This window comes from Cognatundibacterium rivi, assembly GCF_018139565.1.
Lineage (GTDB): Bacteria > Pseudomonadota > Gammaproteobacteria > Burkholderiales > Burkholderiaceae_D > Undibacterium > Undibacterium rivi.
The window spans coordinates 84,924-107,345 of record NZ_JAGSPK010000004.1 but is presented as its reverse complement, the minus strand read 5'-3'; the positions used below and the strand labels follow the sequence as shown (position 1 = coordinate 107,345).

Here is a 22,422-nt window from a genome sequence, read left to right as displayed (position 1 = left end):
AGCCATTTGTTTGCGCCAGACCTTTAGCTCATTTCAGTTTTTAAAAAAATATCATGCAACTCATCATCGCCGCAGTTGGGCATAAAATGCCAGACTGGATAGAAACGGCCTTTCAGGAATACGCTAAACGAATGCCGCCTGAATGCCGGATACACTTGAAAGAAATCAAGCCCGTCGAACGCTCTGGCAGCAAAACGGCGGAAACGGTCATGGCACTGGAGCGCACAAAAATAGAAGCCGTCATTCCAAAAAATGCGCGCGTCATCGCATTAGATGAACGCGGTAAAGACTGGACCAGTGTCGCTCTGTCACAGAATCTGAGTCTATGGCAACAGGATGGGCGTGACGTGGTTTTTGTCATCGGTGGTGCAGATGGTCTGGATGCGGAATTCAAAGCAAAAGCGGACACACTGATCAGAATTTCAAGTCTGACTTTACCACATGGCATGGTCAGAGTCGTGTTGGCCGAGCAGTTGTATCGCGCCTGGTCCATCACGCAAAATCATCCTTATCACCGCGTATAAAATAAGTCAGCCATCAAATGCAACGCGAAAATAAAATCTATCTCGCATCAAAAAGTCCACGCCGCCGCGAGTTACTCACGCAGGTCGGCATAGCATATGAATTACTCCTGCTCAGAGATATACCGCCGCGTGGTCCGGACGTAACAGAAATTGTATTACCCGGAGAGTTACCTCACGACTATGTCAGCCGTGTGACCAAAGAAAAAGCTGAAATGGCATGGAAAGTCATGCACCTGCGCAAGCTGCCGGTGCGCCCCGTGCTGGCGGCAGATACCACCGTTGTGATTGATCAGAAAATACTTGGAAAACCGGCCAACCGCGACGAAGCGATATCGATGCTCACGCTGTTGGCAGGTAACACCCATGAAGTGTTGACCAGCATCGCTGCGCAACACGAGCATGGACTTATCGCGGCAACACAAGTATCGGAAGTCAGCTTTGCGGCATTAACTGAACAGCAAATTCAAGCTTATTGTGACACGCCAGAACCCTACGATAAAGCCGGTGGCTACGGTATACAAGGTGCGGCAGCACGTTTTATTTCCCACATCAATGGCAGTTATTCTGGCATCATGGGATTACCGTTATTTGAGACTTGCCAGGTGTTACGTCAGTCTGGAATTTTTATCCCTTAATTTCTGAACTTCATGAGCGAAAATCTCCTCATTAATATCACGCCACAAGAAACCCGCGTTGCTCTGATTTTTCAGGGAGCAGTGCAAGAATTGCACATAGAAAGAACCCTATCCCGCGGCCTCGTCGGCAATATTTATCTCGGCAAAGTCGTGCGCGTCCTGCCCGGTATGCAGTCGGCTTTCATTGATATCGGGCTCGAGCGGGCAGCTTTTTTACACGTTGCCGATATCTGGGATGCGCGCCCTCAGGAGGGTAGTTCGAACGCACCACTGACGCCGATAGAAAAGCTGCTGTTTGACGGCCAGGCCATCATCGTTCAGGTCATTAAAGATCCGATAGGAACGAAGGGTGCACGCCTGTCCACCCAGATCTCGATTGCTGGACGCATGCTGGTGTTTCTGCCGCAGGACACCCATATCGGCATCTCTCAGAAAATTGAAAATGAAGCAGAGCGCGAAGCATTGCGCAGCAAAGTACAGCGTCTGCAACAAGCAGACGAAAAAGGCGGATTCATCGTCAGAACGATGGCAGAAGATGCGTCTGATGAAGATTTGAAAGCTGACGTCGATTACCTGCGCCGCACCTGGGCTACGATCACGCAGCTTGGCAAAACCCAGCCGCCAACGACCTTGCTGTATCAGGACTTGAATCTGGCCCAAAGAGTCTTGCGCGATTTCGTCAATGAAGAAACAGAAAATATTCAAGTCGATTCGCGCGAAAATTATCTGATGCTACAAGAATTCGGCAGGCATTATATGCCTTCCGTACTACCCAAACTGCAACACTATACGGGCGAACGTCCGCTGTTTGATTTGTACGGTGTGGAAGAAGAAATTGAACGCGCCTTAGGTCGTCGTGTCGATCTGAAGTCTGGCGGCTATCTGATCGTCGATCAGACAGAAGCGATGACGACGATTGATGTGAACACTGGAAGCTTTGTCGCAGGTCGTAATTTTGACGATACCATCTTCAAAACCAACCTGGAAGCAGCACACGCGATTGCCAGACAGCTACGTTTGCGCAATCTGGGCGGCATCATTATTCTCGATATCATCGATATGGAGAACGAAGAACACAAAACGGCCGTGCTGTCTGAGTTAAACAAAGCATTGTCACGTGACCGCACCAAACTGTCTGTGTCTGGTTTTTCCGCACTGGGCTTAGTCGAAGTCACACGCAAACGCACCCGTGAATCGCTGGCGCATGTATTGTGCGAAACCTGTCCGGCCTGCAATGGCAAAGGCCAGGTGAAAACCGCCCGCACTATTTGCTACGAAATTTTGCGTGAATTATTACGCGAGGCGAAACAATTCAATCCACGTGAATTCCGTATCATGGCGTCGCAGGTCGTGGTCGACATGTTCCTGGAAGAAGAATCACAACATCTGGCCATGCTTGGTGACTTTATTGGTAAACCAATTTCACTGCAGGTTGAAAACGTGTTCCATCAGGAACAATACGACATCATCCTGATGTAATTTTTCTGCTTATTTTATTTCATGCAAAACCGCGATCACTGGGTTGATTACGCCAAAGGCCTGGGCATACTGTTAGTGGTGTACGGTCACGTGAGTCGCGGTGTATTCAATGCCGGCATCAAGGTCGATGCCGGGCTGTTCAAGCTGGTTGACAGTGTCATTTACAGCTTCCACATGCCGTTGTTCTTCTTTTTGTCGGGACTGTTTTTTTTACCATCCTTGCAAAAATATGGTCGCACCGGATTAATTGCCGACAAAGTTGACAGCGTGCTGTACCCATATATTCTCTGGTCATTGCTGCAGGGTTTTATCGAGGTTTTTTTATCCGGATATACCACTTCTTCAACAACGACTGGCGAAGTGTTATCGCTGTTCTGGCAACCGCGGGCGCAGTTCTGGTTTCTGTATGTGTTATTTGCCATTTTCGTTTTGATGGCGATGCTATATCGCGACCACGAAACTGTTCCCACCTGGGTCTTACCTCTGACAGCGCTTGCCGCCTGGTTTTTACAGCTATTTGTGCAACTCCCTTTCCCTCTGGATTTTATCGCCAGTTATCTGATTTTCTTTGTATTGGGAACACAAGCCTTGCACTGGAAGGACGTACTGAAAACACACGCACTCACAGCAACACTATGCGCCGTCGCGATGTTCACCGGGCTGGAATATCTGTTTCATTCGCAGCTGCATCTGGTCTATACCGATAAGTCTGCGTTGAATCTGGCTCTGGCAATCGCTGGCATTGCATTGATCTGCAGCACAGCGGTGTTACTGGCACAGTGGAAGCAACAGTGGCTGACATGGCTGGCGATGCTGGGATACTGCTCAATGCCGATTTATCTGATGCATATCCTGACCGGTAGCGGTGTCAGGATAGTGTTGAGTAAATTATTTCACATACAAAGCGCCGCACCACATTTAATCATCGGCAGCCTGGCAGGATTACTGATACCGATAGCCGTATATCAGTTGTCAACAAAAGCAGGGCTGCACGGCTTACGTTATTTGTTCATGCCACCGGCGGGCTTCTCTTTGAAAACGCGTTTAGCCCGGAAATAGCAACGCAAAAGCGTCCATAGCGGCAATGCGCCCTTCATCGGTTGGAACAACCCAGATCTCGACCCGACTGTCACTCGCATGAATTGCGCAGATTTCATCGCCTCGCGCGGCAAGATTTTTATCCCGATCTATCCTGACACCAAGATATTCCAGCCCTGCACCGACCTGCTGTCGCAAGATAGCATCGTGCTCACCGATACCGCCGGTAAACGCAAATACATCGACGCCATTCAGGCATGCGGTTAAGGCGCCAGCTTCACGGATGACGCGATACGTAAATAAATCTATCGCAGCTTGGGCCTGCGCCTGATCGCTGCTGCGTAGAGTTCGCATATCGGCAGAAATACCAGAAACGCCCAGCAGCCCGGATTCCTTGTACAGGGTTTTTTCCAGTTGTTTCGCATTCCATCCCGCCTGCAATAAATGCAGGATGACACCGGGATCAAGTGCGCCGCAACGGGTTCCCATCATCAGCCCGTCTAATGCAGAAAAGCCCATCGTTGTCGCTACGCTACGACCTTCTTTCATGGCGCAGACACTGGCACCATTGCCCAAATGCGCCATCAATACGCGTTGGTCAGCCTTTTCTGAATTCTGGCGCAGACGACCAGCAACGTAACGGTACGACAATCCGTGAAAACCGTAACGGCAAATCCCCTCGTCACGTAAGCTTTGCGGCAATGCTATCGTACGTTCAGTCACAGGCATCTGTGCATGAAAACCCGTATCAAAACAAGCAATCTGCGGCACTTCAGGATAAGCTTTCTGAAACGCCAGCACACCATCCAGATTATGCGGTTGATGCAGCGGTGCCAGCATATTCAGCGTCCGCAGATAAGTCATGGTGTCTTCATCGATCAACACTGACGCGGCATAGCGCGCACCGCCATGCACTATCCTGTGGGCGACTCCGGCAATACGTATGCCTGCACTATGCTGCCCGATTAATTCCCTCAAAGCTTTGAGTACAGCGGCAAACGCATCACCATTGGCATCCAGCTCCAGTTCTGTCAGCACAAACTGCTGTCTGACACCATCAACGTCGAAACGTATGCACGGCTGCCCACCAGGTTCCAGACCTTCCACAATGCCGGACATACTGGCGGCATCCACATGGCTGTCACGCAGCGGATAAAGCGCAAACTTAATGGTGGATGAACCGGAATTCACCGATAAAATCGCGCTCTTATTCATGGCGTGTTTTTTCTGTATTCATGCGCCAGTAATTTAACCAGCGCCGCAGAAGCTACCCTCGCAGCAGGCCCATCAGCACGACTGGTGAGAGCAATCGGCACGCGTGCACCAAGCACCACGCCACACGTCGATGCTCCGGCAAGATACTCAAATTGTTTCGCCAGCATGTTGCCGGACTCAAGATCAGGAACCATCAGAATATCAGCCTGACCAGCGACTACAGAAGTAATCCCTTTAATCCTCGCTGCCTCTGCAGAAATCGCATTGTCAAATGCCAGTGGCCCATCCACAATCGCTCCGGTAATCTGCCGACGATCAACCATCTTGCACAAGGCCGCCGCATCAAGCGTCGAGGCAATTTTTGGATTCACTGTTTCGACGGCCGATAAGATCGCCACTTTAGGTTCCGCCGTTCCCAGTGCATGCGCGAGCTGAATCACGTTTTGCAGAATATCTGCTTTCTCCAGCAGATCAGGGGCAATATTCAAGGCGGCATCGGTCAGTAACAAGACCTTGTGATACATGGGAACATCAAGGTGAAAAACATGAGACAGCCGTCGCTTAGTACGCAATGCGGGGCAATGAACAACAGCGGCCATTAATTCATCGGTATGCAGGCTGCCTTTCATTAAGGCTTCCACCTCACCCGCAGCAGCCATCGCAACTGCTTTTTCTGCTGCTGCATGACTATGTGGCACGTCGATCACTTCGATGCCAGAAATATCCAGTTGCGCGAGTTGTGCTACTTCATTCAGTTTGACTAACGGTGCCACCAGCACAGGCACGATCAGCCCTTGTTTCGCGGCATCCAGTGCGCCAGCCAGAGAATCGGCATCACACGGATGAACCACCGCACATCGTACTGCGGTCAGGCTACGCACACTATCCAGCAATTTTTGCTGACGGGCACCCAGATCGAACATAGTGACGGTAGGCAAATGCGCACGCGGGCGACTGACCCGCTCGACAGGTGCGATCACCAGCGCGTTTCCGAACACCACTCGCGCACCATGCTGATTCACGATTTCACAACTCAGCGTAACGCGTTTTTTTTCATCATCTTTTGCGGCCACTGTCACCGTCGTCGTCAGCGTGTCGCCGATGCGCACAGGTTTTACAAAATGCAGATCCTGCTCAAGGTAGATCGTACCGGGCCCCGGCAACTGCGTACCGAGCACACTGGAAATCAGCGCCCCGCCCCACATACCATGCGCAATCACTCCGTGGAATAAAGTTTTTCCGGCATACTCAGGATCGAGATGCGCAGGGTTCACATCGCCCGAAATCGCCGCAAATGCCTGTATATCTTCATTACTCAAAGTCTTGATATCACTGGCAGTCTGACCGATCTGCAATTCGTCATAAATCACATTGACTATCATGTCAGGCACATTGGTATCGCTATTCATGCGGTCATTCATAGTGGTATTCCAGAAAGAGATAAACGAGGGAAGGAAAACAAAAACAGACGGGTGCAAGAAACGATCAATTCACAATATGATAACCAGCATCGACATACAGCGTCTGCCCTGTCATTCCGGAAGAGGCGTCACTGACAAGAAATGCTGCAAGCTGCCCGATTTCATCCAGACTCACCAAACGCCCCAACGGGGAACGTGCCACAGCTTTGGACATCAGTGCGTCAAAATCCTGTAATCCTGATGCGGCACGGGTTGGTACCGGGCCAGGTGACATTGCATGGACACGATGGCCGCTCTGCCCCATTTCCATCGCCAGATATCGCACCAGAGATTCCAGCGCCGCTTTGACCGGTCCCATCAGCCCGTAGTTTGCAACGGCTTCATCTGCCCCCAGATAACTCATCGTGATCAGGCTTGCACTCTGGCTTAAATGCGGTTCGCATAAACGCGCTAACCGGGCGAAAGAGTGGCAGGAAATATTCATGGCCTGCAAAAAACCGGCAGCAGAACTATCGATCACCCTGCCGTGTAAATCCTCTTTCGGTGCCCAGGCAATGGAATGGATCAGAAAATCGATCTGTCCGAGATGACTGACGCTGGCATTCACCAGAGATTCGAGCGCATCGTCCTGCTCAACATTACAGACTATCAGCGGCGCCTCAAGCTCTGCCGCCAGAGGCGCAACAAAAGTCTGCGCTTTCTCATTGACACAGGAGACGACCAGCGAGGCGCCCTTTTTTTTTAACACCGCCGCGCAGCCATAAGCAATGCTGTGCTCATTGGCGAGACCGATGATCAAGCCCCGCTTTCCTGCCAGTGAAAAACTGCCACCTGTATTTATCATTTTCATTCCTGTTCTTATTCACAAGTCTTCAAATACGTTCTAACCAAACTGTTTTTTGAAACGTAATATGGTCGCACCGCTGACAATACAACCGATGACAAGAATGCCCGTAAACAAAGGCCACAATATGCTGATGCCTGCACCTTTCATCAAAATGCCATAACTGGCATTGATGTAGTAATACAGCGGCGACACATACATTCCCCAGCGCATCAGCGTCGGCATCGCTTCGGGCGGCGTCCAGGCACCGGATAAAAACATCATCGGTGCCAGTATCAGTATCACCATCATACCGGCCTGCGCCATATTGTTCGTCAACGTTGCAATCCAGATTCCTATGCCCGCCAGCGTGCTGACGTACAGAGTAGTTAAAGCAAAAAATAACAGCAGGCTACCGCTGACCGGAATAGAAAAGATCGGGACTAAAATACCAAACAAACCCAATGCTGTTCCGCCCAGCAGCACCGCCACCATCGCCACAATTTTTGGAATCATAATCTGCAAAGGTGACAACGGTGAGACAAGCAATTGCTCTATCGTACCGCGTTCTTTTTCCCTGACCATCGCCGCTGCCGGTAGCAGCATAGAAAATAAAGTGACGACATTCAGTAATTCTGAAATACCCATAAACCAGGCATCATTCTGATTCGGATTAAACCAGACCCGGCTGTTATTGTTGATGACCGGGGCATCCAGTGCAGATAAATCAGCACTGAAACCGAGATTGCCTGCCGCCTGCTCCAGCCCGTAGCGGGCTACGATCTGGGTCGCGTCAACAGCAGCTAAAAAACCCAGCACAGAATTCGACGCGTCAATCTGCAATTGCAAAGCGGTGTTATCGCCGCGCGTCAGCGCGGCGCCGAAACCTGGAGGAATATCCAGCACAGCCATTGCCTTGCCATCATCAAGCAACTGCTGCCCTTGCTTTGCATGATCGATCGATCCTGCCCAGCGAAACTCCGGCGGCATAAAGCGTCCGGCGAGTTCGCGCGATGCAGCGCTGCGATCAAGATCAAACAATACCAATGCAGCATTATTCAACTGAAACGAAACGCCGGACGCCGCGTTATAAATATCCGCCGAGAATGCATACAGCACAAACACCAGCAATACAGGATCGCGTAAGAGTTGCAATAACTCTTTCCAGATCATCGCCTGCAAACGGCTCCACCAGACCCGGTCAAACAAAAATAGCATGTCAGTTTCCTCGTTACTCAATTATCCGGGCGTTTGTGAAACGCCAGAAATCCGGCGGTAAATAAGGCGGCTGCATAAAGAGTCAGTATCAGCAAATCCATCCACAACGCGGCAAAACCAACGCCTTTCAAAAAACTGCCTATCGTAATTTCTGCGTAATACATCCCGGGCAAAAGATGTGCAATCACCGCGGCAATGGCCGATAACGAGGGGATAGGAATGATCATTCCCGAATACAGCACCGCCGGTACCACGGTCACAATAGCAGTCCCCACCATCGCCGCCACCTGCGTATTCACCATCACCGATACCAGCAAACCGATCCCCGTTGTGCAGATCACATACAGTATCGTGGAGATAAGGAAGAACAAGGGGTCGCCTTTAAATGGCGCGCCAAATAACAGCAGCGCAAATCCGCTCAGTGCACAGGCATTGACGATAGAAATTCCGACATACGGCAGCAATTTACCGATCAGATATTCGCCGCGCGATAAGGTCGAGGAATACACGTTATAGATGGCGCCGGATTCTTTTTCCCTGACCACCCCCAGTGCGGTCAGAAATGGCGGCGATAACATCAGGATCACCATGATTAATTTCGGCGCAACCGACCAGATGCTTTTAACCTCCTGATTGTAGAGGTAACGTGTTTCCAGTTTGACTGGTTGCAAACTGCTGCGTATTTTTTCCTGACTGATACCGGTCATCGCAGAAAAATGTGCGGATAAGTTTTCCACATTAATCGCCGCGTTGATCGCCGTCACGTAGCCTTTCGTCGTCAAAGCGCGGAACGGGAAAGTTCCATCGATCCAGGTCTGTACTTCGGCAGAACGCCCGGCTTTCAGATTTTGTCCGAACTGCGGCGGAATCACAATCACTGCCCGCAGGGTATTATCAATAACGAGCTTTTCCACCTCTTTCTCATGCCTGGCATAACCTTGAAATGAGAAATAACGGGAATCTGTAAAACGATGTGCATAGTCACGCGAAGTGACAGACTGATCGTAATCGACTATCGCCAGTGGAATATTTTCCACATCCAGCGACAGCCCATAACCGAACAAGAGCATCAGCAAAGACGGCACAAAAAAAGCCAGCGCAAAAAACAGCCTGTCACGAACGATTTCGCGCCACTCTTTAAATGCGACTACCCGGATACGGCGCAGATTCATCGTTTTTCTCCTCTGGCTTTCGCATCTTCGGCTTCAAGACGCGTCACGATATGCACGAACACGTCTTCCATCGCCAGACGTTTCGGTGCGACTTTCAGCACGCCGGTATCTGCAATCACTTCCGTCATCTGACGCAAAGCCTGCTCATCGTCAGGCATCAACACATGGACTCGCGAACCAAACAAAGCAGCACTTGAATAACCTGCAGCCTGCAAACGATCCAAAGCCGCCTGCGCATCGCCGGTCTGAATTTCATAGAGTTTGCCAGCCTCTTTTTCGACATCGGCTTTTAACTGATCAGGGGAAGCATCCGCGACGATACGACCGGCATACATCAGCGCCAGATGATCGCAATGTTCGGCTTCCGACATGTAATGCGTGGTCACCAGTATCGTCACGTTCTCTTCCCGCGAGAGGCGGAACAGCACATCCCAGAATGCGCGTCGCCCCATAGGATCGACGCCCGAAGTTGGCTCATCCAGAAACAGCACTTGTGGCCGGTGTATCAGCGCGCATCCCAGCGCCAGTCGTTGCCGCAAACCCATAGGTAGGCTGGCCGCCAGTGCTTTACCGAAGGGGCGCAAACCAGCCATGTCGAGTATCCAATCCATACGCGCGGCTGTTTGTTGCCGGGTCAGACCATAGATGCCGGCATATAAGCGTATGTTTTCGAGTACAGATAAATCCAGATACAGGGAAAACGCCTGCGACATGTAACCAATACGTTCACGTATCTGGCGCCCTGCGGTACGCATGTCGGCACCGGCGACCCGCCCTTTGCCATCGGTCTGACTCAGTATTCCGGTCAGCATTTTGATGACGGTACTTTTTCCAGCGCCATTCGCGCCCAGCAAACCAAATATCTCACCTTGCGGCACCTGAAAACTGACCTGATCAACGGCTTTAAATTCACCAAACGTGCGGCACAGGTTCACCGCTTCTATCGCCAGACCATTATCAGGATGCCGTTGCGCGGCGGGTTGTGCTGCGCTGCTTTTTTCATCTTTGCCGACCAGCTCTTTTTTTCTCAGCAAGGCGATAAACACATCTTCCAGCTCGGGCTCAAGCACCTCAGTCCGCTGTTGCGCTATGCCTTGCAGGCAAGACACGACTTCCGCTTTTGCTGACGCAGGATCTGGCTGATCGACAAAAATTCGCATATCTTGCCCGAGCACTTCAAGCTGCGGGAACGTCTGCGTCAGACGATGTACCGCATCCACCTGCTGCGAGGCATCAGCACAAACACTGCTGACAATAGCGCCTTGCGCGAGCGTTCTGATATTTTCCGGCTCTCCTGACGCCAGAATTTTCCCGGCATGCATCAAAGAGACGCGATGAAAACGACTGGCCTCATCCATGTACGCCGTTGATACCAGCGCGGTTATTCCTTTTTCCTTCAGCAGGCGCGAGAGGATGCTCCAGAATTCACGTCGCGATACCGGATCAACCCCTGTCGTTGGCTCATCCAGAATAACCAGTTTCGGCTCGTGGATCAGGGTACAGACCAGACCCAGCTTTTGTTTCATGCCACCGGAAAGATTCTTCATCGGACGGTCACGGAAACGCTCAAGCCGGGTGCTGCGTAACAATGCTTCCTTGCGTGTACGCAGCTCTTCACGGGTCAGCAGACGTAAACCACCAAAGTAATCGATATTTTCTTCTACCGATAAATCACCATATAAATTCTGCCCCAGCCCTTGCGGCATCAGACCGATGCGGTCTTTAATCTGTTCGCTGGATTTTTCAGAATTGATCAGGCAGCCGAATACCCGTAAGTCGCCGCCGTCATGGGCAAGCACACCGGCCACGGCTTTGAGCAAACTACTTTTACCCGCACCATCCGGCCCGATCAGACCGTAAATTTCACCGGCCTGCACCTGCAGACTGATGCCATCCATGGCAACGGTATCGCCATAGCGTTTAGTGAGTGCGCGCGCATCCACCACCGGTGCGGACGATGCAGATGGTGCAGCAACGCTATCCGCGTCTGGCTGCTGATCAGGTTTCATGACCACAGACAAGTTCATTTCCAGCGTGGCTTTTGCCAGGTGACATTCTCTTTCCAACGTATAACTGCATCGGCTGGAATACCTGGCATCAGCTTATGATCGGGATTTTTTGCAATCGCCAGTTTGACCGCATACACCAGTTTCACGCGCTCATCCGTCGTCTGCACTTCTTTAGGAGTGAACTCAGCGCGGGAAGAAATATAACTGACGGTCGCCTCATAAAACTGATCGGGTTGCGCATCCGTGTAGATACGTACTGGTAATCCCAGACGCAACTGACCGATTTTTGATTCAGGCACATAAACTTTTAAATGCAGCTGATCCAGATTCACCATTTCCACAACCGCGCCGCCTGGTAACACCACTTCTCCCGGCTCCCGCAGACGCGTCAGGACGATGCCGCTTGCCGGTGACTTGATCACCAGATCGCCGAGCACAGAATCGGCTTCCATTACAGCGGCGGCCGCTCTGTCGCGTTGCGCCCGTAAGGCTTCCACTTCCTGTTGTCTGGCTTTGACTTTATCTGTTCCCAGCCCGGCCTGAGATAAACCTTGTTGCGCGCGCTTCACTGCTTCCTGAGCCGCTTTCACATCCGATTGCGCAACCTGCCATGCGAGATCAGCCTGTTCATAGCGGTGACGTTCGATGACACCGCGCTCAAACAATTCTTTGTGTCTCTGCGCATCGCGCCGCGCCTGCTGTTCAACCGCGCTGGCCTTAGCGAGCGTCGCCTGCGCCTGACTGACGCCGGCATCAGCAACACTGACGCCCATCGGCACTTCCCGTTGTGCAATATCTAAATTCGCTTGTGCTGCTTTCAGTTGTGCATCAGTCGCATTCAGCGCCTGTTTTGCCTGCTCAGCCTTCGCCTGAAAACTGGTATCTTCCAGTTGCGCGACCACCGTACCAGCCGCCACGGTGTCACCTTCTCTGGCGAATATTTTACTGATGCGGCCGGGGTACTTGGCGGCAGCGACGATACGATCACCTTCAATGCGGCCGCTGGCGGCGATCAGTCCTTCGGGTAATTTACGGCTGCTGGCAAGATAATAAAAAAATCCAACGCCAATCACGATGGCGGCAACGCCCAACAATGCAGGGCCGATAAACTTACGATTTTTTTCCATCTGTATTCTCACATTGATAAAGGGGGACGCTAGGCAGAGACGAGCCAGCGTACGCTTGTAGTGCGCGGCAACTGCCCGCGATCAGGTGCTGAATGAATGCTGACTGATGTGCGCTCATATCAAAGCTGTCCGGCGGCATGCTGCAATTGCAGACGCGCAAAGGCTCTGTCGTACAAGGCATTATCCCGGTTCGAGTATGCTTGCAAACGACGCGTTTCAGCATCCAGCACATCACTGTTCGGCGCAAGGCCGGAGCGATAACGTTCCCGCGCCAACAATAAGGTTTCATCGGCCTGTTCAACGGCTTTTGACACCAGTTGCATGCGGGCGTTCGCCTCTTGCTGCGATAACCAGGATTGGCGCACCTGCAAGGCTATCTTTTCCCGGACATCGAGTTCTGCTTCGCGCACGGCCTGTGCATTGACCGCGAGTTGTGATGCCTGATTCCGGATCAGCCCGCCGTCAAACAGTTCCCATTTCATCACGACACCTACCCACCAGGCTTTATCTTCGGCCAGATAGCGATTTTCCAGTTTGCTATAACCAGCACTGACACCGATTTGCGGCAAATGCCCGGCACGTACACTGGCAGCCTGATTTTGCAAAGCGGTACTTTGCATCGTCAGTTCCTGCAATTCTTTACGCTGCATATTTGCGGTCTGCAATAAGGTATTCAGATCACTTTCAGCCGGTGTCTGACCTGCCTGACCTATATCGACCAACTCCACCGCCTGATCGTATGGACGCCCCATCCAGCGGTTGTAAGCGGCACGCGACAGTTCCAGCGCATTCGCTGCCTGCAAGCCGAGTTGCTGCGCATTTGCAAGCGCAACCTGAGAAGCCAGTAAGTCATGTTTTGCCACGTAGCCTTGCTGGAACAATTCCTGCACATCACTGACATGTTTGCTCACCGCGCCGATATGGCTTTTCGCAACCTCGTTCGCGTGTTCAGCCCGCAGCACAGCGATATACGACTGCGCGATTGCCAGTTTTAATTCGCTGCGGGTCAGCTTGGTACGGGCTTCGCTGGCGTCGGCCTGCGCCTGTGCGGCAGCCACCGCGGATGAAATTTTCCCACTGGTGTACAGCGGTGCGGACACTGTCACCCCACCAAAATAGGCCGAATCTTGCGCAAACGGCAGACTGGCACCTTTCAGCATAGGCAAAGCAGGAATATTAATCTTGGCAGCAGGCTCCGACTCTGTTCTTAAATAACCCGCCTCGACAGCGAGTTTAGGCAAGTAATTCGCCTGCGCAGAGCTGAGTTGATGCTGTGCCGCCTGCTCTTTGTATTGCGCAGAGGCCAGCACGTGATCACGCTTGAGAGCAATATCCCATGCCTGTTCCAGCGATTCTGCGGCATATACCGTGCCACTCAGAGTCAACAAGTGCAGGCAAAACAAACTGACGGGTAACCATAGGATTTTTCGAGGGTGACTGTTTTTTTTCACGTCGCCTTGTTTCAGCAGGCAAGTGCATAATGGCAGTCGATGAAGATTGAAAACAGAGTTTTTCATATTAGCACCAGACATTAGTCATCGCAGTGTATTGATAAAGGTGCACAATCGAATTGATTCGCATCAATTCACCCCCTTTTGAAGTTTGTGACAATCGGAACTACCGCTAAAGGAAAGTCAGATGAGTACAAATAAGCCCCATCAGGATACGATAACATCCCTGCCTGCAAATAAGGAACATCACGACCAGATTTGTTATCTGACCGGAGAAGAAGCCCCTGTTAATCCTATGGATATGGCGCTGCAAAATCACATCGCGAAACTGACAGGCGGGATTTCGCCGGCCAGTGTCAATCTGGCGTGGGCGGACTGGGCGATGCATCTGGCGACCACGCCGGGCAAGCAAATTGAACTGGTTGGACTGCTGCAAAAACAAGCAGCCGAATGGCCTGCTTTTATGCGTGCAGCAACACTCAGCTCTAACACAGCAACACCGGCAACAAACACGGCAGAGGCGATAAAGTACAGCGTCCCGGCCAGTACATCGGACACACGCTTTTCCCACAGCGGCTGGGCGCAGTGGCCATTTAACGCAATGTCGAAAGCCTTTCTGCAAACGCAGGATTTTTGGAATACCGCGACTACCGGCATACGTGGCGTCACTGCGCATCATGAAGATGTCGTCAACTTCATGGCCAGACAGCTATTGGATATGAGTTCCCCGTCAAATATTCCCTGGATTAATCCGGAAGTCCTGGAAGCAACGCAGCAAAGCGGTGGTAAAAATATCCTGACTGGATTCACGCACTGGCTGGAAGACGTTGGCGTCAGTCTGCCGACGAATGAAGATAAAGAAAACGATGAAGAACAAGCTCCGTTCAAACCAGGACGGGACGTCGCCGTCACACCGGGCAAAGTCGTTTTCCGCAATCACCTGATTGAACTGATTCAGTATTCTCCGCAGACGCCAAAGGTTTATGCAGAACCTATTTTCATAGTTCCCTCGTGGATCATGAAATACTACATTCTGGATCTGTCGCCACATAATTCCATGGTGCGCTTTCTGGTTGAGCAGGGTCACACCGTATTCATGATTTCCTGGCGTAACCCGGGTCGTGAAGATCGCGATCTTGGTATGGATGATTATCTCGACAGCGGCTTATTTGCGGCATTAAAAGAAGTTCACAGCATTTGCAAAAAGCCCTTGCACGCTGTCGGCTACTGTCTCGGTGGCACCTTGCTGGCGATCGGAGCTGCCGCTCTGGCTGGGCAAAAAATTCATGGCGAAAAACCGCTCGCCGCTATGGTCAATAGCATTACTTTGCTCGCTGCCCAGACCGATTTCAGCGAACCAGGCGAACTCGGATTATTTATCGATGAAAGCCAGTTAGCCATGCTGGACGCTCTGATGTGGAAACAAGGCTATCTCGATGGCAAACAAATGGCAGGTTCGTTCCAGTTACTCAATTCCCGCGATCTGATCTGGTCAAAAATTATGCGTGACTATCAGTTAGGGCTGCGCAATAAGCCGAATGATCTGATGTCATGGAATGCGGATACAACCCGTATGCCCTATCGCATGCACAGCGAATATTTAAAACATCTGTTCCTGCATAATGATCTGGCGAAAGGCCATTACGAAGTACACCAGCATGCTGTCGCACTGAAAGACATACAAATACCGATGTTTGTCGTGGGAACCGTGAAAGACCATGTTTCACCCTGGCGCTCTGTTTACAAAATTCACGTACTGACGGATACCAGCATCGACTTTGTACTGGCCTCGGGTGGCCATAATGCGGGCATTGTTTCAGAGCCGGGTCATGCTCATCGCAGCTACCAGTTTATGCCAAGCAAAGGACATGGCGCCAGCTATGAAGATCCGGATGTCTGGCTGACGGAAGCCAAAACAGAGCAAGGCTCGTGGTGGACTTACTGGCAGCAATGGCTGACCAGACATTCATCGGCAACGCAGATCAAAGCCCTGCAGCCACGCCATGATGCAGATCTGGGCGCGGCACCGGGACAATACATATTTGAAACCTGAAATCGTTGGTGTCACCGTCAGATAACTCCCAATAAAAAAAGAGGCTGGTAAAACCTGCCTCTTTTTTTCGATCAACGAGCGCAATTATGCGTATGCAGCCGTCATTTTTATGCGGCATTACGTCTGAACAAATGCCTGAGCTTCTCAGCCACATTCACAACCACCAAAACAAGCGCACCGGCAACAACACCAAACAGCATATCCAGCACCGAAGGAACAACGGCGGCCAACACACCACCCACCAGCGGTAAATCTGCGCCTGCTTGCGCGACATTCTGTATCAGATCATGCATCACGTGAATACCATGCGTGAGTATGCCGCCACCGACCATGAACATGGCGATAGTGCCAATCACCGTCAAAGATTTCATCAGCCGTGGCGCAAATGCCAGCAAGCCGTTACCAGTCACTTGCAACAAACTCCGCACGATGCCCGTTGCATTTCTGCGCTTCAGATATAAGCCAACATCGTCCAGTTTCACTATCGCTGCGACCAGACCATAAACACCGATCGTCATGATCACCGCAATCATCGCTAATACGGTCACTTGCGAGGTAAACGGGGCAGACGCCACGGTTCCCAGAGTAATGATGATAATTTCGGCGCTCAGAACAAAATCCGTGCGGACTGCGCCTTTGATTTTTTCTTTTTCAAACACCATGATGCTTGCATCATCATGAGCGACGGCTGCTAATAACTGCTCATGCTCGCTGCTGACTTCTTCTACACTGTGCAGATACTTATGCGCCAGCTTTTCAAATCCTTCGAAACATAAATACGCACCACCCAGCATTAACAAAGGTGTCACCGCCCAAGGGGCGAGCGCATTCAGCAATAACGCCAGCGGCACCAGTATCACTTTATTTTTCATAGAGCCAAGTGCAACAGCCCATACCACCGGCAATTCCCGGTTCGCGCGGACACCAGCCACCTGCTCGGCATTCAAGGCAAGATCATCCCCCAAAACGCCAGTGGTTTTTTTTGCGGCAATTTTAGTCATCGCCGCCACATCGTCCAGCACTGTCGCAATATCATCAAACAGCGCGAGTAAACTTCCTCCGGCCATAATGCCCTTTCTCTTCAATTTAATTCAAACAAGCACGGCAGTGCGGGAATTCATTGCCACGCAAACGCTGTTAGCGGCAATCCATATATCCAGCTACATCCGATCAGGTTTGGATACGCTTACGGATACGGCTCAAGGCTTCCGGCGTCACCCCCAGATAATGAGCGACATCGCGCAACTGTATGCGGGATGCAATCGCAGGATAGTTTTTTAAAAATGACTGATAACGCTCTTCCGGAGCCATCGTCAAAAGTTCACGCTCGCGCTGCTCCTTACGCACGATGTGCCATTCCAGTAACTGACGTATCGCCCGCTGCCAGTCCGGATGCAGGGCGATCAGCTTATTGATTTCCGAATAATCAACCTGCTCGATCTCGCATTGTTCAACTGCAGTCGCAAAGTAATCGGTACGCAAACCAGCCAGCAACACATTCGGGCAGGCAAAAAAATCCGCCTCGCCGATAAACGACTTTATCCACTCCTGGCCACCTTCGCTGAGATAGGTCAGCTTCACAATACCGGAGCGGACAACATACACATAAGGTTGCCACTCTCCGGCACCGAAGATATTTTCACCTTTGCTGAACTGACGTAACTGATACGAAGCACGTAACAGATCCCAATCCGGCAAAGGCTTGCCAGCGGCACGTTCGAGTAAGTCCCTGATTTGCTTCATCTCGCCCGATTCCTTAAACACCACCTAAGGCCGCCTTCATAATCGACTGTAAATGCGGCCATACCAGATCAGGGTTTAACTTCTGCATGCAATCATGATGCCCCAGCGGGCATTCACGCTGCTTGCACGGGGCACATTTGAGACGCAAAGAAAACGAATGCGCAATATCTGAAAATGGCGGCGCATGATCGGGATCTGTCGGCCCGTAAATCGCCAGAGCCGGGCGATTCAGTGCTGAGGCGATATGTAAAAGTCCCGAATCGTTGCCGACCATCGCGACAGCCGTTGACATCAGCGCCACCGCATCATCCAGACAGGTTTTTCCTGCCAGGTGATGCACTTGTGGACAAGCTGCCACGATCTCATCACAGACCGATGCATCCTTCGGCGAACCCAATAACACGACTTGCGCTTGCGGATAACTGGCAAGCACTAATGTCGCCAGCGTCGCAAAATGGCTGGCCGGCCATCGTTTTGCGGAACCGAATTCCGCACCGGGGGCGAAGCAAATGACAGGATTCTCGTCGGATAAACCGACCTTTTGTAAGGCCGCGGCGCGTTGCGCGGCACTGACTGTCAGCATTGGTCTGGGCAAGTTCAACGGTGCCTGCGGTGACGGCGCAAAAGCCAGTGCCGCATAAAACGTCACCATAGGACGGGGCTGCGCTTTATCGTCAAAGTGCATCACATTGATCAGACCATAGCGGCTTTCGCCTTTATAGCCAACACGCTTTTTTATTCCTGCCATCCAGGGCAGCAATGCAAATTTCAAGGTATTTGGTAGAACATAGGCCGCATCATAGCCACGCCTGCACAGTAAGCGGGCAAAACGCCATCGCTCACGTAATTGCAATGCGCCATGTTTAAACGGCGTCTCCAATATGGTGTCAACCTCAGTCATCGCCCGCAGAACCGGTGCCACCCACGTCGGTGCTAACACATCGATTGCATGCTGAGGATATTGCTGCCGGAGTAGTTGCAACAATGGCTGCGCCATTACTGCATCACCTATCCAGTTCGGAGCGATTACCAGTAATCGCGGCGTTGGTGGTGAAACTGATTGCGTCATCGTGCTACTTGTTCCATGAAAAAGAGCCCATCATCCGGATTTAAAAATTTATGCAGCATAGTACATAGTCTGATCGGCTTTACGCAAAACTGATGCCAGCAATACGCCAATACCATCAGGCGATCAGCATGCCGATGCAGCAACCGTGCTATTTGCTTGAGTCCGCAAATTGCAAACGATACAGGTTTGCATACACGCCGTCTCTGGTCAACAGTTCTGTATGCGTACCGGTCTCGGCAATCCGTCCGTCCACCAGCACCACAATCCGGCTCGCACGCTCAATTGTGGAAAGCCGGTGTGCAATCACCAACGTCGTCCGCCCTTGCATCAGTTCATCTAGTGCTTCCTGCACCGCGCGCTCGGATTCGCTGTCGAGTGCAGAAGTCGCTTCATCCAGAATCAGGATAGGCGCATCTTTATAAATTGCCCTGGCAATTGCCAGACGCTGACGCTGACCGCCGGATAAGCGATTACCGTTATCGCCGATCATGGTGTTCAAACCATCCGGCAAATCACGCACGACATCGTTCAGATGCGCTGCCTGCACAGCAGCGGCAATGCGGGCTGAATCCGGCTGCGGGTCGCCATACGCAATATTGGCGGCGACGGTATCGTCGAACAGCACCACATTCTGGCTCACCATCGCTATTTGCTGGCGCAGACTGGTAAGCGAAATAGCACTTAACGAGCGTCCATCCAACAAAATATCGCCTTCTGCCGGCGTATAAAAACGTGGCACCAGATTCACCAGCGAAGTCTTGCCACCACCTGACATGCCAACCAGCGCAATGGTTTCGCCCGGCTGTATGCTGAGGTTGATATTGTTCAGGGCGCGCTGCTCTTGTCCCGGATAAGCAAAACTGGTTGCAACGAATTCCAGCTTGCCTTGTGCCCGTCCCGCCAGGTTTTCGCCACTATCGGTTTCCGGCGGAGTATCAATCAGACCAAACACCGATTCAGATGCAGCCAGCCCGCGCTGCATGGGGCCATTCAAATCCGCCAGACGTTTGAGTGGCGTCAGCAATAACAGCATCAGTGTGAAAAATTCAGCAAAATTACCGGCCGTGGTCTGGTTTGCTGCCGCCTGCGACACCGCAATCATAATCACCACGGCGACAGCGAATGCCGCTGCCAGCTGCGTCAGCGGCGTGGTGGAAGCCACTGCCACCGTGGTACGCATCGCATAGCCACGGAGTTTTTCATTTTTATCTTCAAAACGCTGTTGCTCGTATTGCTGACCACCAAAAATGCGGATCACCTGATTCGCGCGGGTTGCCTCTTCTATCACTTGCGTCAGTTCATTGTTCACACTCAGCTGATTCTGATTCAGCTTACGCAAGCGCTTGCTGACGCCGCGCACCAGCACCGCCATCACCGGAATTAGCACCAACGCGACGATAGTCAGTTGCCAGTTGCGCCACAATAAGGCCAGCAACAGCACCAGCACCGTCAGCGAATCGCGGAACAGCGTTGTCATCGACACTTTCAGCATTTCGACGATCTGCTGCGCTTCAAACATGATGGTGTTGATGATACGGCTACTGGATTCGGCCTGATAAAAACTGACCGGCACATTCAGTATGCGGTCAAAAATTTTGGCACGTAATTCGTTGAGCAATTTGGTGGAAATCCAGCTCATCAGATAGCTGGTCGTGAAGGTACACAATCCGCGTACCAGAAAAATACCGATAATTGCGACCGGAATTTTCCATAAAGCCAGATGCGATTGCTCACCTTTAAAGCCGTGATCGAGCAGATAACCCAATACCTTCGGAAACATGACCTCGGTCGCCGCCGTGCCCAGCATCGTCAGCAATGCCAGCAAAATCCGTGAGCGATATGCCTGTACCGATATCCATAGCCGCTGAAATACTGTGATCGTTTCTTTATTAATCAAACTCATATTTTTTATAATGTCTTATATTTTATGCGGGTTTTCAGGCATTTTCACCCTGTCAGGCGCAGCAGATATAGAGGATTGCTTTTTCATTCTGAAATATTCCCCATAAAAACTATTCCTGCGCAACATTGCATTCAAGCTCATCGCCACTACACAACACAACGCAACCAGCGCCATTTGCTTCAGGCCTGATTCGCTTGTTCTCTGAGCATAGTCTGGCGCACACCGGCAAGTGGAATCGCCAGCAGAATCATGAATGCCAGACCGAAAACCGCGTCGCGCAAAATCGCATTGAACATCGCCCCTGTCATCATCGCCAAGGTTAACATGCTCAGCAGCATAGCTTTGTCTTTGATTGAATTATCTTTACTGAGCGCCATTCTCCTGGCAATTCTGAACTGACTGAACCAGATCCACAGCAAGACCGCAACGCCCGCCATGCCTAACTCTGTTGCATACAGCAAGTAGTCATTATGCGGCGTCGTCATACCGTTACTGCTCAAACCTTGTGAGCGCTGTCGGTAATTCGGCATCCACGATGCAATACCATGTCCACTCCACGGTTTTTCCGCAATCATGCCTGCGGTAATCCGGTAAATTTCAGCACGCATGCCGTCATCATCGGAGGATTTTTTTCCATGCGCAAAATCGTTCGCCTGTTGGATTGTGCAAACGGCGCGTAATTTGGCGATATCCCACGGTGGCAGTTGCACCTGACTCACAACGCAACTCGCCGGACGCGGCAAGTCTGCGACATATTTCAAGCAAGCTGCGATGGCGATTAACAACACCAACGGCAACAACAGGCTACGTAAATTCCATCGCAGATTGCGTAACAAAATCAGACCGCACATCAGGACAAACATCAGGCTCGCAGTGCGCGTCTTTGACAGCAACACCAAGGCCGCCACCACATACAGCAACGCCAGAATACGCAACAGATAATGATTTTTTCGCAAACGCAATTCATGCAACATCCAGCCTGCAGCAATCGCTAACAAGACGCCGAGCAAAATGGATTTATTACCCTGATACAAAACATAGCTGTGGAACAGCGTGTTATCCGGCAAGACATGAAAGAAATTCACAACAAATAAGGTGGAAGCGATCACGGCACCAACGAAAAACACAGAGACTGCTTTACGCTGCCATTCTCCCGCATCGAGCGCCAGAAACGGCAGCAGCAACAGATAAGTCTGGTAATGCATCAGCGCGGGCCAGAACTCTTTTTCCATCTCAGGCGGTCGCTGCTGCGTCAGCGCGATGACGATACTGACTGCCGTCAGCAGCAGCACCGGCATTAACAGCGGGTTCTGCCGGATGTTATCCAGCTTGCGGGATGCTTGCCCCGACAGGATCAGCGCAAGATAGAAAAAAAAGATACCGGCATACATCACACCGACCGGAAAAAACAGGGTCAGCGGCAGACACATCAGTATCTGTTCAGGTAATCGCTGACGCCAGTGTCGTTTCAACGGTACGCTCAAATGTGCGGCTGAAACGACATTGGCATCGGCGGCAAGGAGAGTATCAGTGGGCATGAAA

18 protein-coding genes are annotated in these 22,422 nt (G+C 51.4%); 5 read left to right on the top strand and 13 right to left on the bottom strand.

Going from position 1 to position 22,422, the window contains the following annotated elements:
* The first annotated feature begins 53 nt into the window (after positions 1 to 53).
* From rlmH to KDM87_RS12220, 4 genes are read left to right on the top strand one after another with little or no spacing between them, the layout of a single operon-like run.
* The gene (gene rlmH / locus KDM87_RS12235) at positions 54 to 524 is read left to right on the top strand and encodes a 23S rRNA (pseudouridine(1915)-N(3))-methyltransferase RlmH (RefSeq protein WP_186897908.1); all 471 of its coding nucleotides are present in this window, start codon (positions 54 to 56) and stop codon (positions 522 to 524) included.
* A 17-nt stretch (positions 525 to 541) separates the two neighbouring features.
* Complete coding sequence (locus KDM87_RS12230; protein ID WP_212679358.1) at positions 542 to 1,159, top strand: Maf family protein; 618 nt, start codon at positions 542 to 544, stop codon at positions 1,157 to 1,159.
* Positions 1,160 to 1,171: 12 nt separating this feature from the next.
* Positions 1,172 to 2,638: a ribonuclease G gene (gene rng, locus KDM87_RS12225; RefSeq protein WP_212679357.1), complete on the top strand. Its 1,467-nt coding sequence runs from the start codon at positions 1,172 to 1,174 to the stop codon at positions 2,636 to 2,638.
* Between the two features lie 21 nt (positions 2,639 to 2,659).
* Entirely contained in the window at positions 2,660 to 3,697 is a 1,038-nt protein-coding gene (locus KDM87_RS12220) for an acyltransferase family protein (RefSeq protein WP_212679356.1), read from the top strand.
* On the opposite strand, the gene KDM87_RS12215 is transcribed toward KDM87_RS12220, so the two are convergent.
* The 8 genes from KDM87_RS12215 to KDM87_RS12180 form a co-directional block, all read right to left on the bottom strand.
* On the bottom strand, positions 3,683 to 4,891 hold the full coding sequence (locus KDM87_RS12215) for an acetate/propionate family kinase (protein ID WP_212679355.1): 1,209 nt from the start codon (positions 4,889 to 4,891) through the stop codon (positions 3,683 to 3,685). The two genes, KDM87_RS12220 and KDM87_RS12215, sit on opposite strands and share 15 nt — an antisense overlap.
* On the bottom strand, positions 4,888 to 6,312 hold the full coding sequence (locus KDM87_RS12210; protein WP_230407752.1) for a bifunctional enoyl-CoA hydratase/phosphate acetyltransferase: 1,425 nt from the start codon (positions 6,310 to 6,312) through the stop codon (positions 4,888 to 4,890). Before KDM87_RS12210 ends, KDM87_RS12215 begins: the two co-directional genes overlap by 4 nt.
* Before the next feature lie 64 nt (positions 6,313 to 6,376).
* On the bottom strand, positions 6,377 to 7,156 hold the full coding sequence (gene fabI / locus KDM87_RS12205; protein ID WP_212679354.1) for an enoyl-ACP reductase FabI: 780 nt from the start codon (positions 7,154 to 7,156) through the stop codon (positions 6,377 to 6,379).
* 39 nt (positions 7,157 to 7,195) lie between these two features.
* Complete coding sequence (locus KDM87_RS12200) at positions 7,196 to 8,353, bottom strand: ABC transporter permease (RefSeq protein WP_212679353.1); 1,158 nt, start codon at positions 8,351 to 8,353, stop codon at positions 7,196 to 7,198.
* A 17-nt stretch (positions 8,354 to 8,370) separates the two neighbouring features.
* Positions 8,371 to 9,525 carry an ABC transporter permease gene (locus KDM87_RS12195; protein ID WP_186885074.1) on the bottom strand — a complete coding sequence of 385 codons (1,155 nt, stop codon included), beginning with the start codon at positions 9,523 to 9,525 and terminating at the stop codon, positions 8,371 to 8,373.
* On the bottom strand, positions 9,522 to 11,534 hold the full coding sequence (locus KDM87_RS12190) for an ATP-binding cassette domain-containing protein (RefSeq protein ID WP_212679352.1): 2,013 nt from the start codon (positions 11,532 to 11,534) through the stop codon (positions 9,522 to 9,524). Before KDM87_RS12190 ends, KDM87_RS12195 begins: the two co-directional genes overlap by 4 nt.
* Before the next feature lie 14 nt (positions 11,535 to 11,548).
* Entirely contained in the window at positions 11,549 to 12,661 is a 1,113-nt protein-coding gene (locus KDM87_RS12185) for an HlyD family secretion protein (RefSeq protein WP_212679351.1), read from the bottom strand.
* Positions 12,662 to 12,780: 119 nt separating this feature from the next.
* Complete coding sequence (locus tag KDM87_RS12180) at positions 12,781 to 14,178, bottom strand: TolC family protein (protein ID WP_212679350.1); 1,398 nt, start codon at positions 14,176 to 14,178, stop codon at positions 12,781 to 12,783.
* Positions 14,179 to 14,299: 121 nt separating this feature from the next.
* On the opposite strand from KDM87_RS12180, the gene KDM87_RS12175 reads away from it, so the two are divergent.
* Positions 14,300 to 16,165 carry a PHA/PHB synthase family protein gene (locus KDM87_RS12175; protein WP_230407751.1) on the top strand — a complete coding sequence of 622 codons (1,866 nt, stop codon included), beginning with the start codon at positions 14,300 to 14,302 and terminating at the stop codon, positions 16,163 to 16,165.
* 107 nt (positions 16,166 to 16,272) lie between these two features.
* Here KDM87_RS12175 and KDM87_RS12170 read toward each other — a convergent pair whose 3' ends face one another.
* The 5 genes from KDM87_RS12170 to KDM87_RS12150 form a co-directional block, all read right to left on the bottom strand.
* Positions 16,273 to 17,232 (bottom strand): DUF808 domain-containing protein, encoded by a 960-nt coding sequence (locus KDM87_RS12170; protein WP_212679349.1) that lies wholly within the window; start codon positions 17,230 to 17,232, stop codon positions 16,273 to 16,275.
* Between the two features lie 103 nt (positions 17,233 to 17,335).
* Positions 17,336 to 17,908 (bottom strand): Crp/Fnr family transcriptional regulator, encoded by a 573-nt coding sequence (locus KDM87_RS12165; RefSeq protein WP_212679348.1) that lies wholly within the window; start codon positions 17,906 to 17,908, stop codon positions 17,336 to 17,338.
* A 13-nt stretch (positions 17,909 to 17,921) separates the two neighbouring features.
* Positions 17,922 to 18,977 (bottom strand): lipopolysaccharide heptosyltransferase II, encoded by a 1,056-nt coding sequence (waaF, locus tag KDM87_RS12160; protein ID WP_212679347.1) that lies wholly within the window; start codon positions 18,975 to 18,977, stop codon positions 17,922 to 17,924.
* A gap of 148 nt (positions 18,978 to 19,125) precedes the next feature.
* A complete protein-coding gene (gene msbA / locus KDM87_RS12155; RefSeq protein WP_212679346.1) occupies positions 19,126 to 20,880 on the bottom strand; it encodes a lipid A export permease/ATP-binding protein MsbA in 1,755 nt (584 codons plus the stop codon).
* Positions 20,881 to 21,059: 179 nt separating this feature from the next.
* The gene (locus KDM87_RS12150) at positions 21,060 to 22,418 is read right to left on the bottom strand and encodes an O-antigen ligase family protein (protein ID WP_212679345.1); all 1,359 of its coding nucleotides are present in this window, start codon (positions 22,416 to 22,418) and stop codon (positions 21,060 to 21,062) included.
* Positions 22,419 to 22,422: the final 4 nt, after the last annotated feature.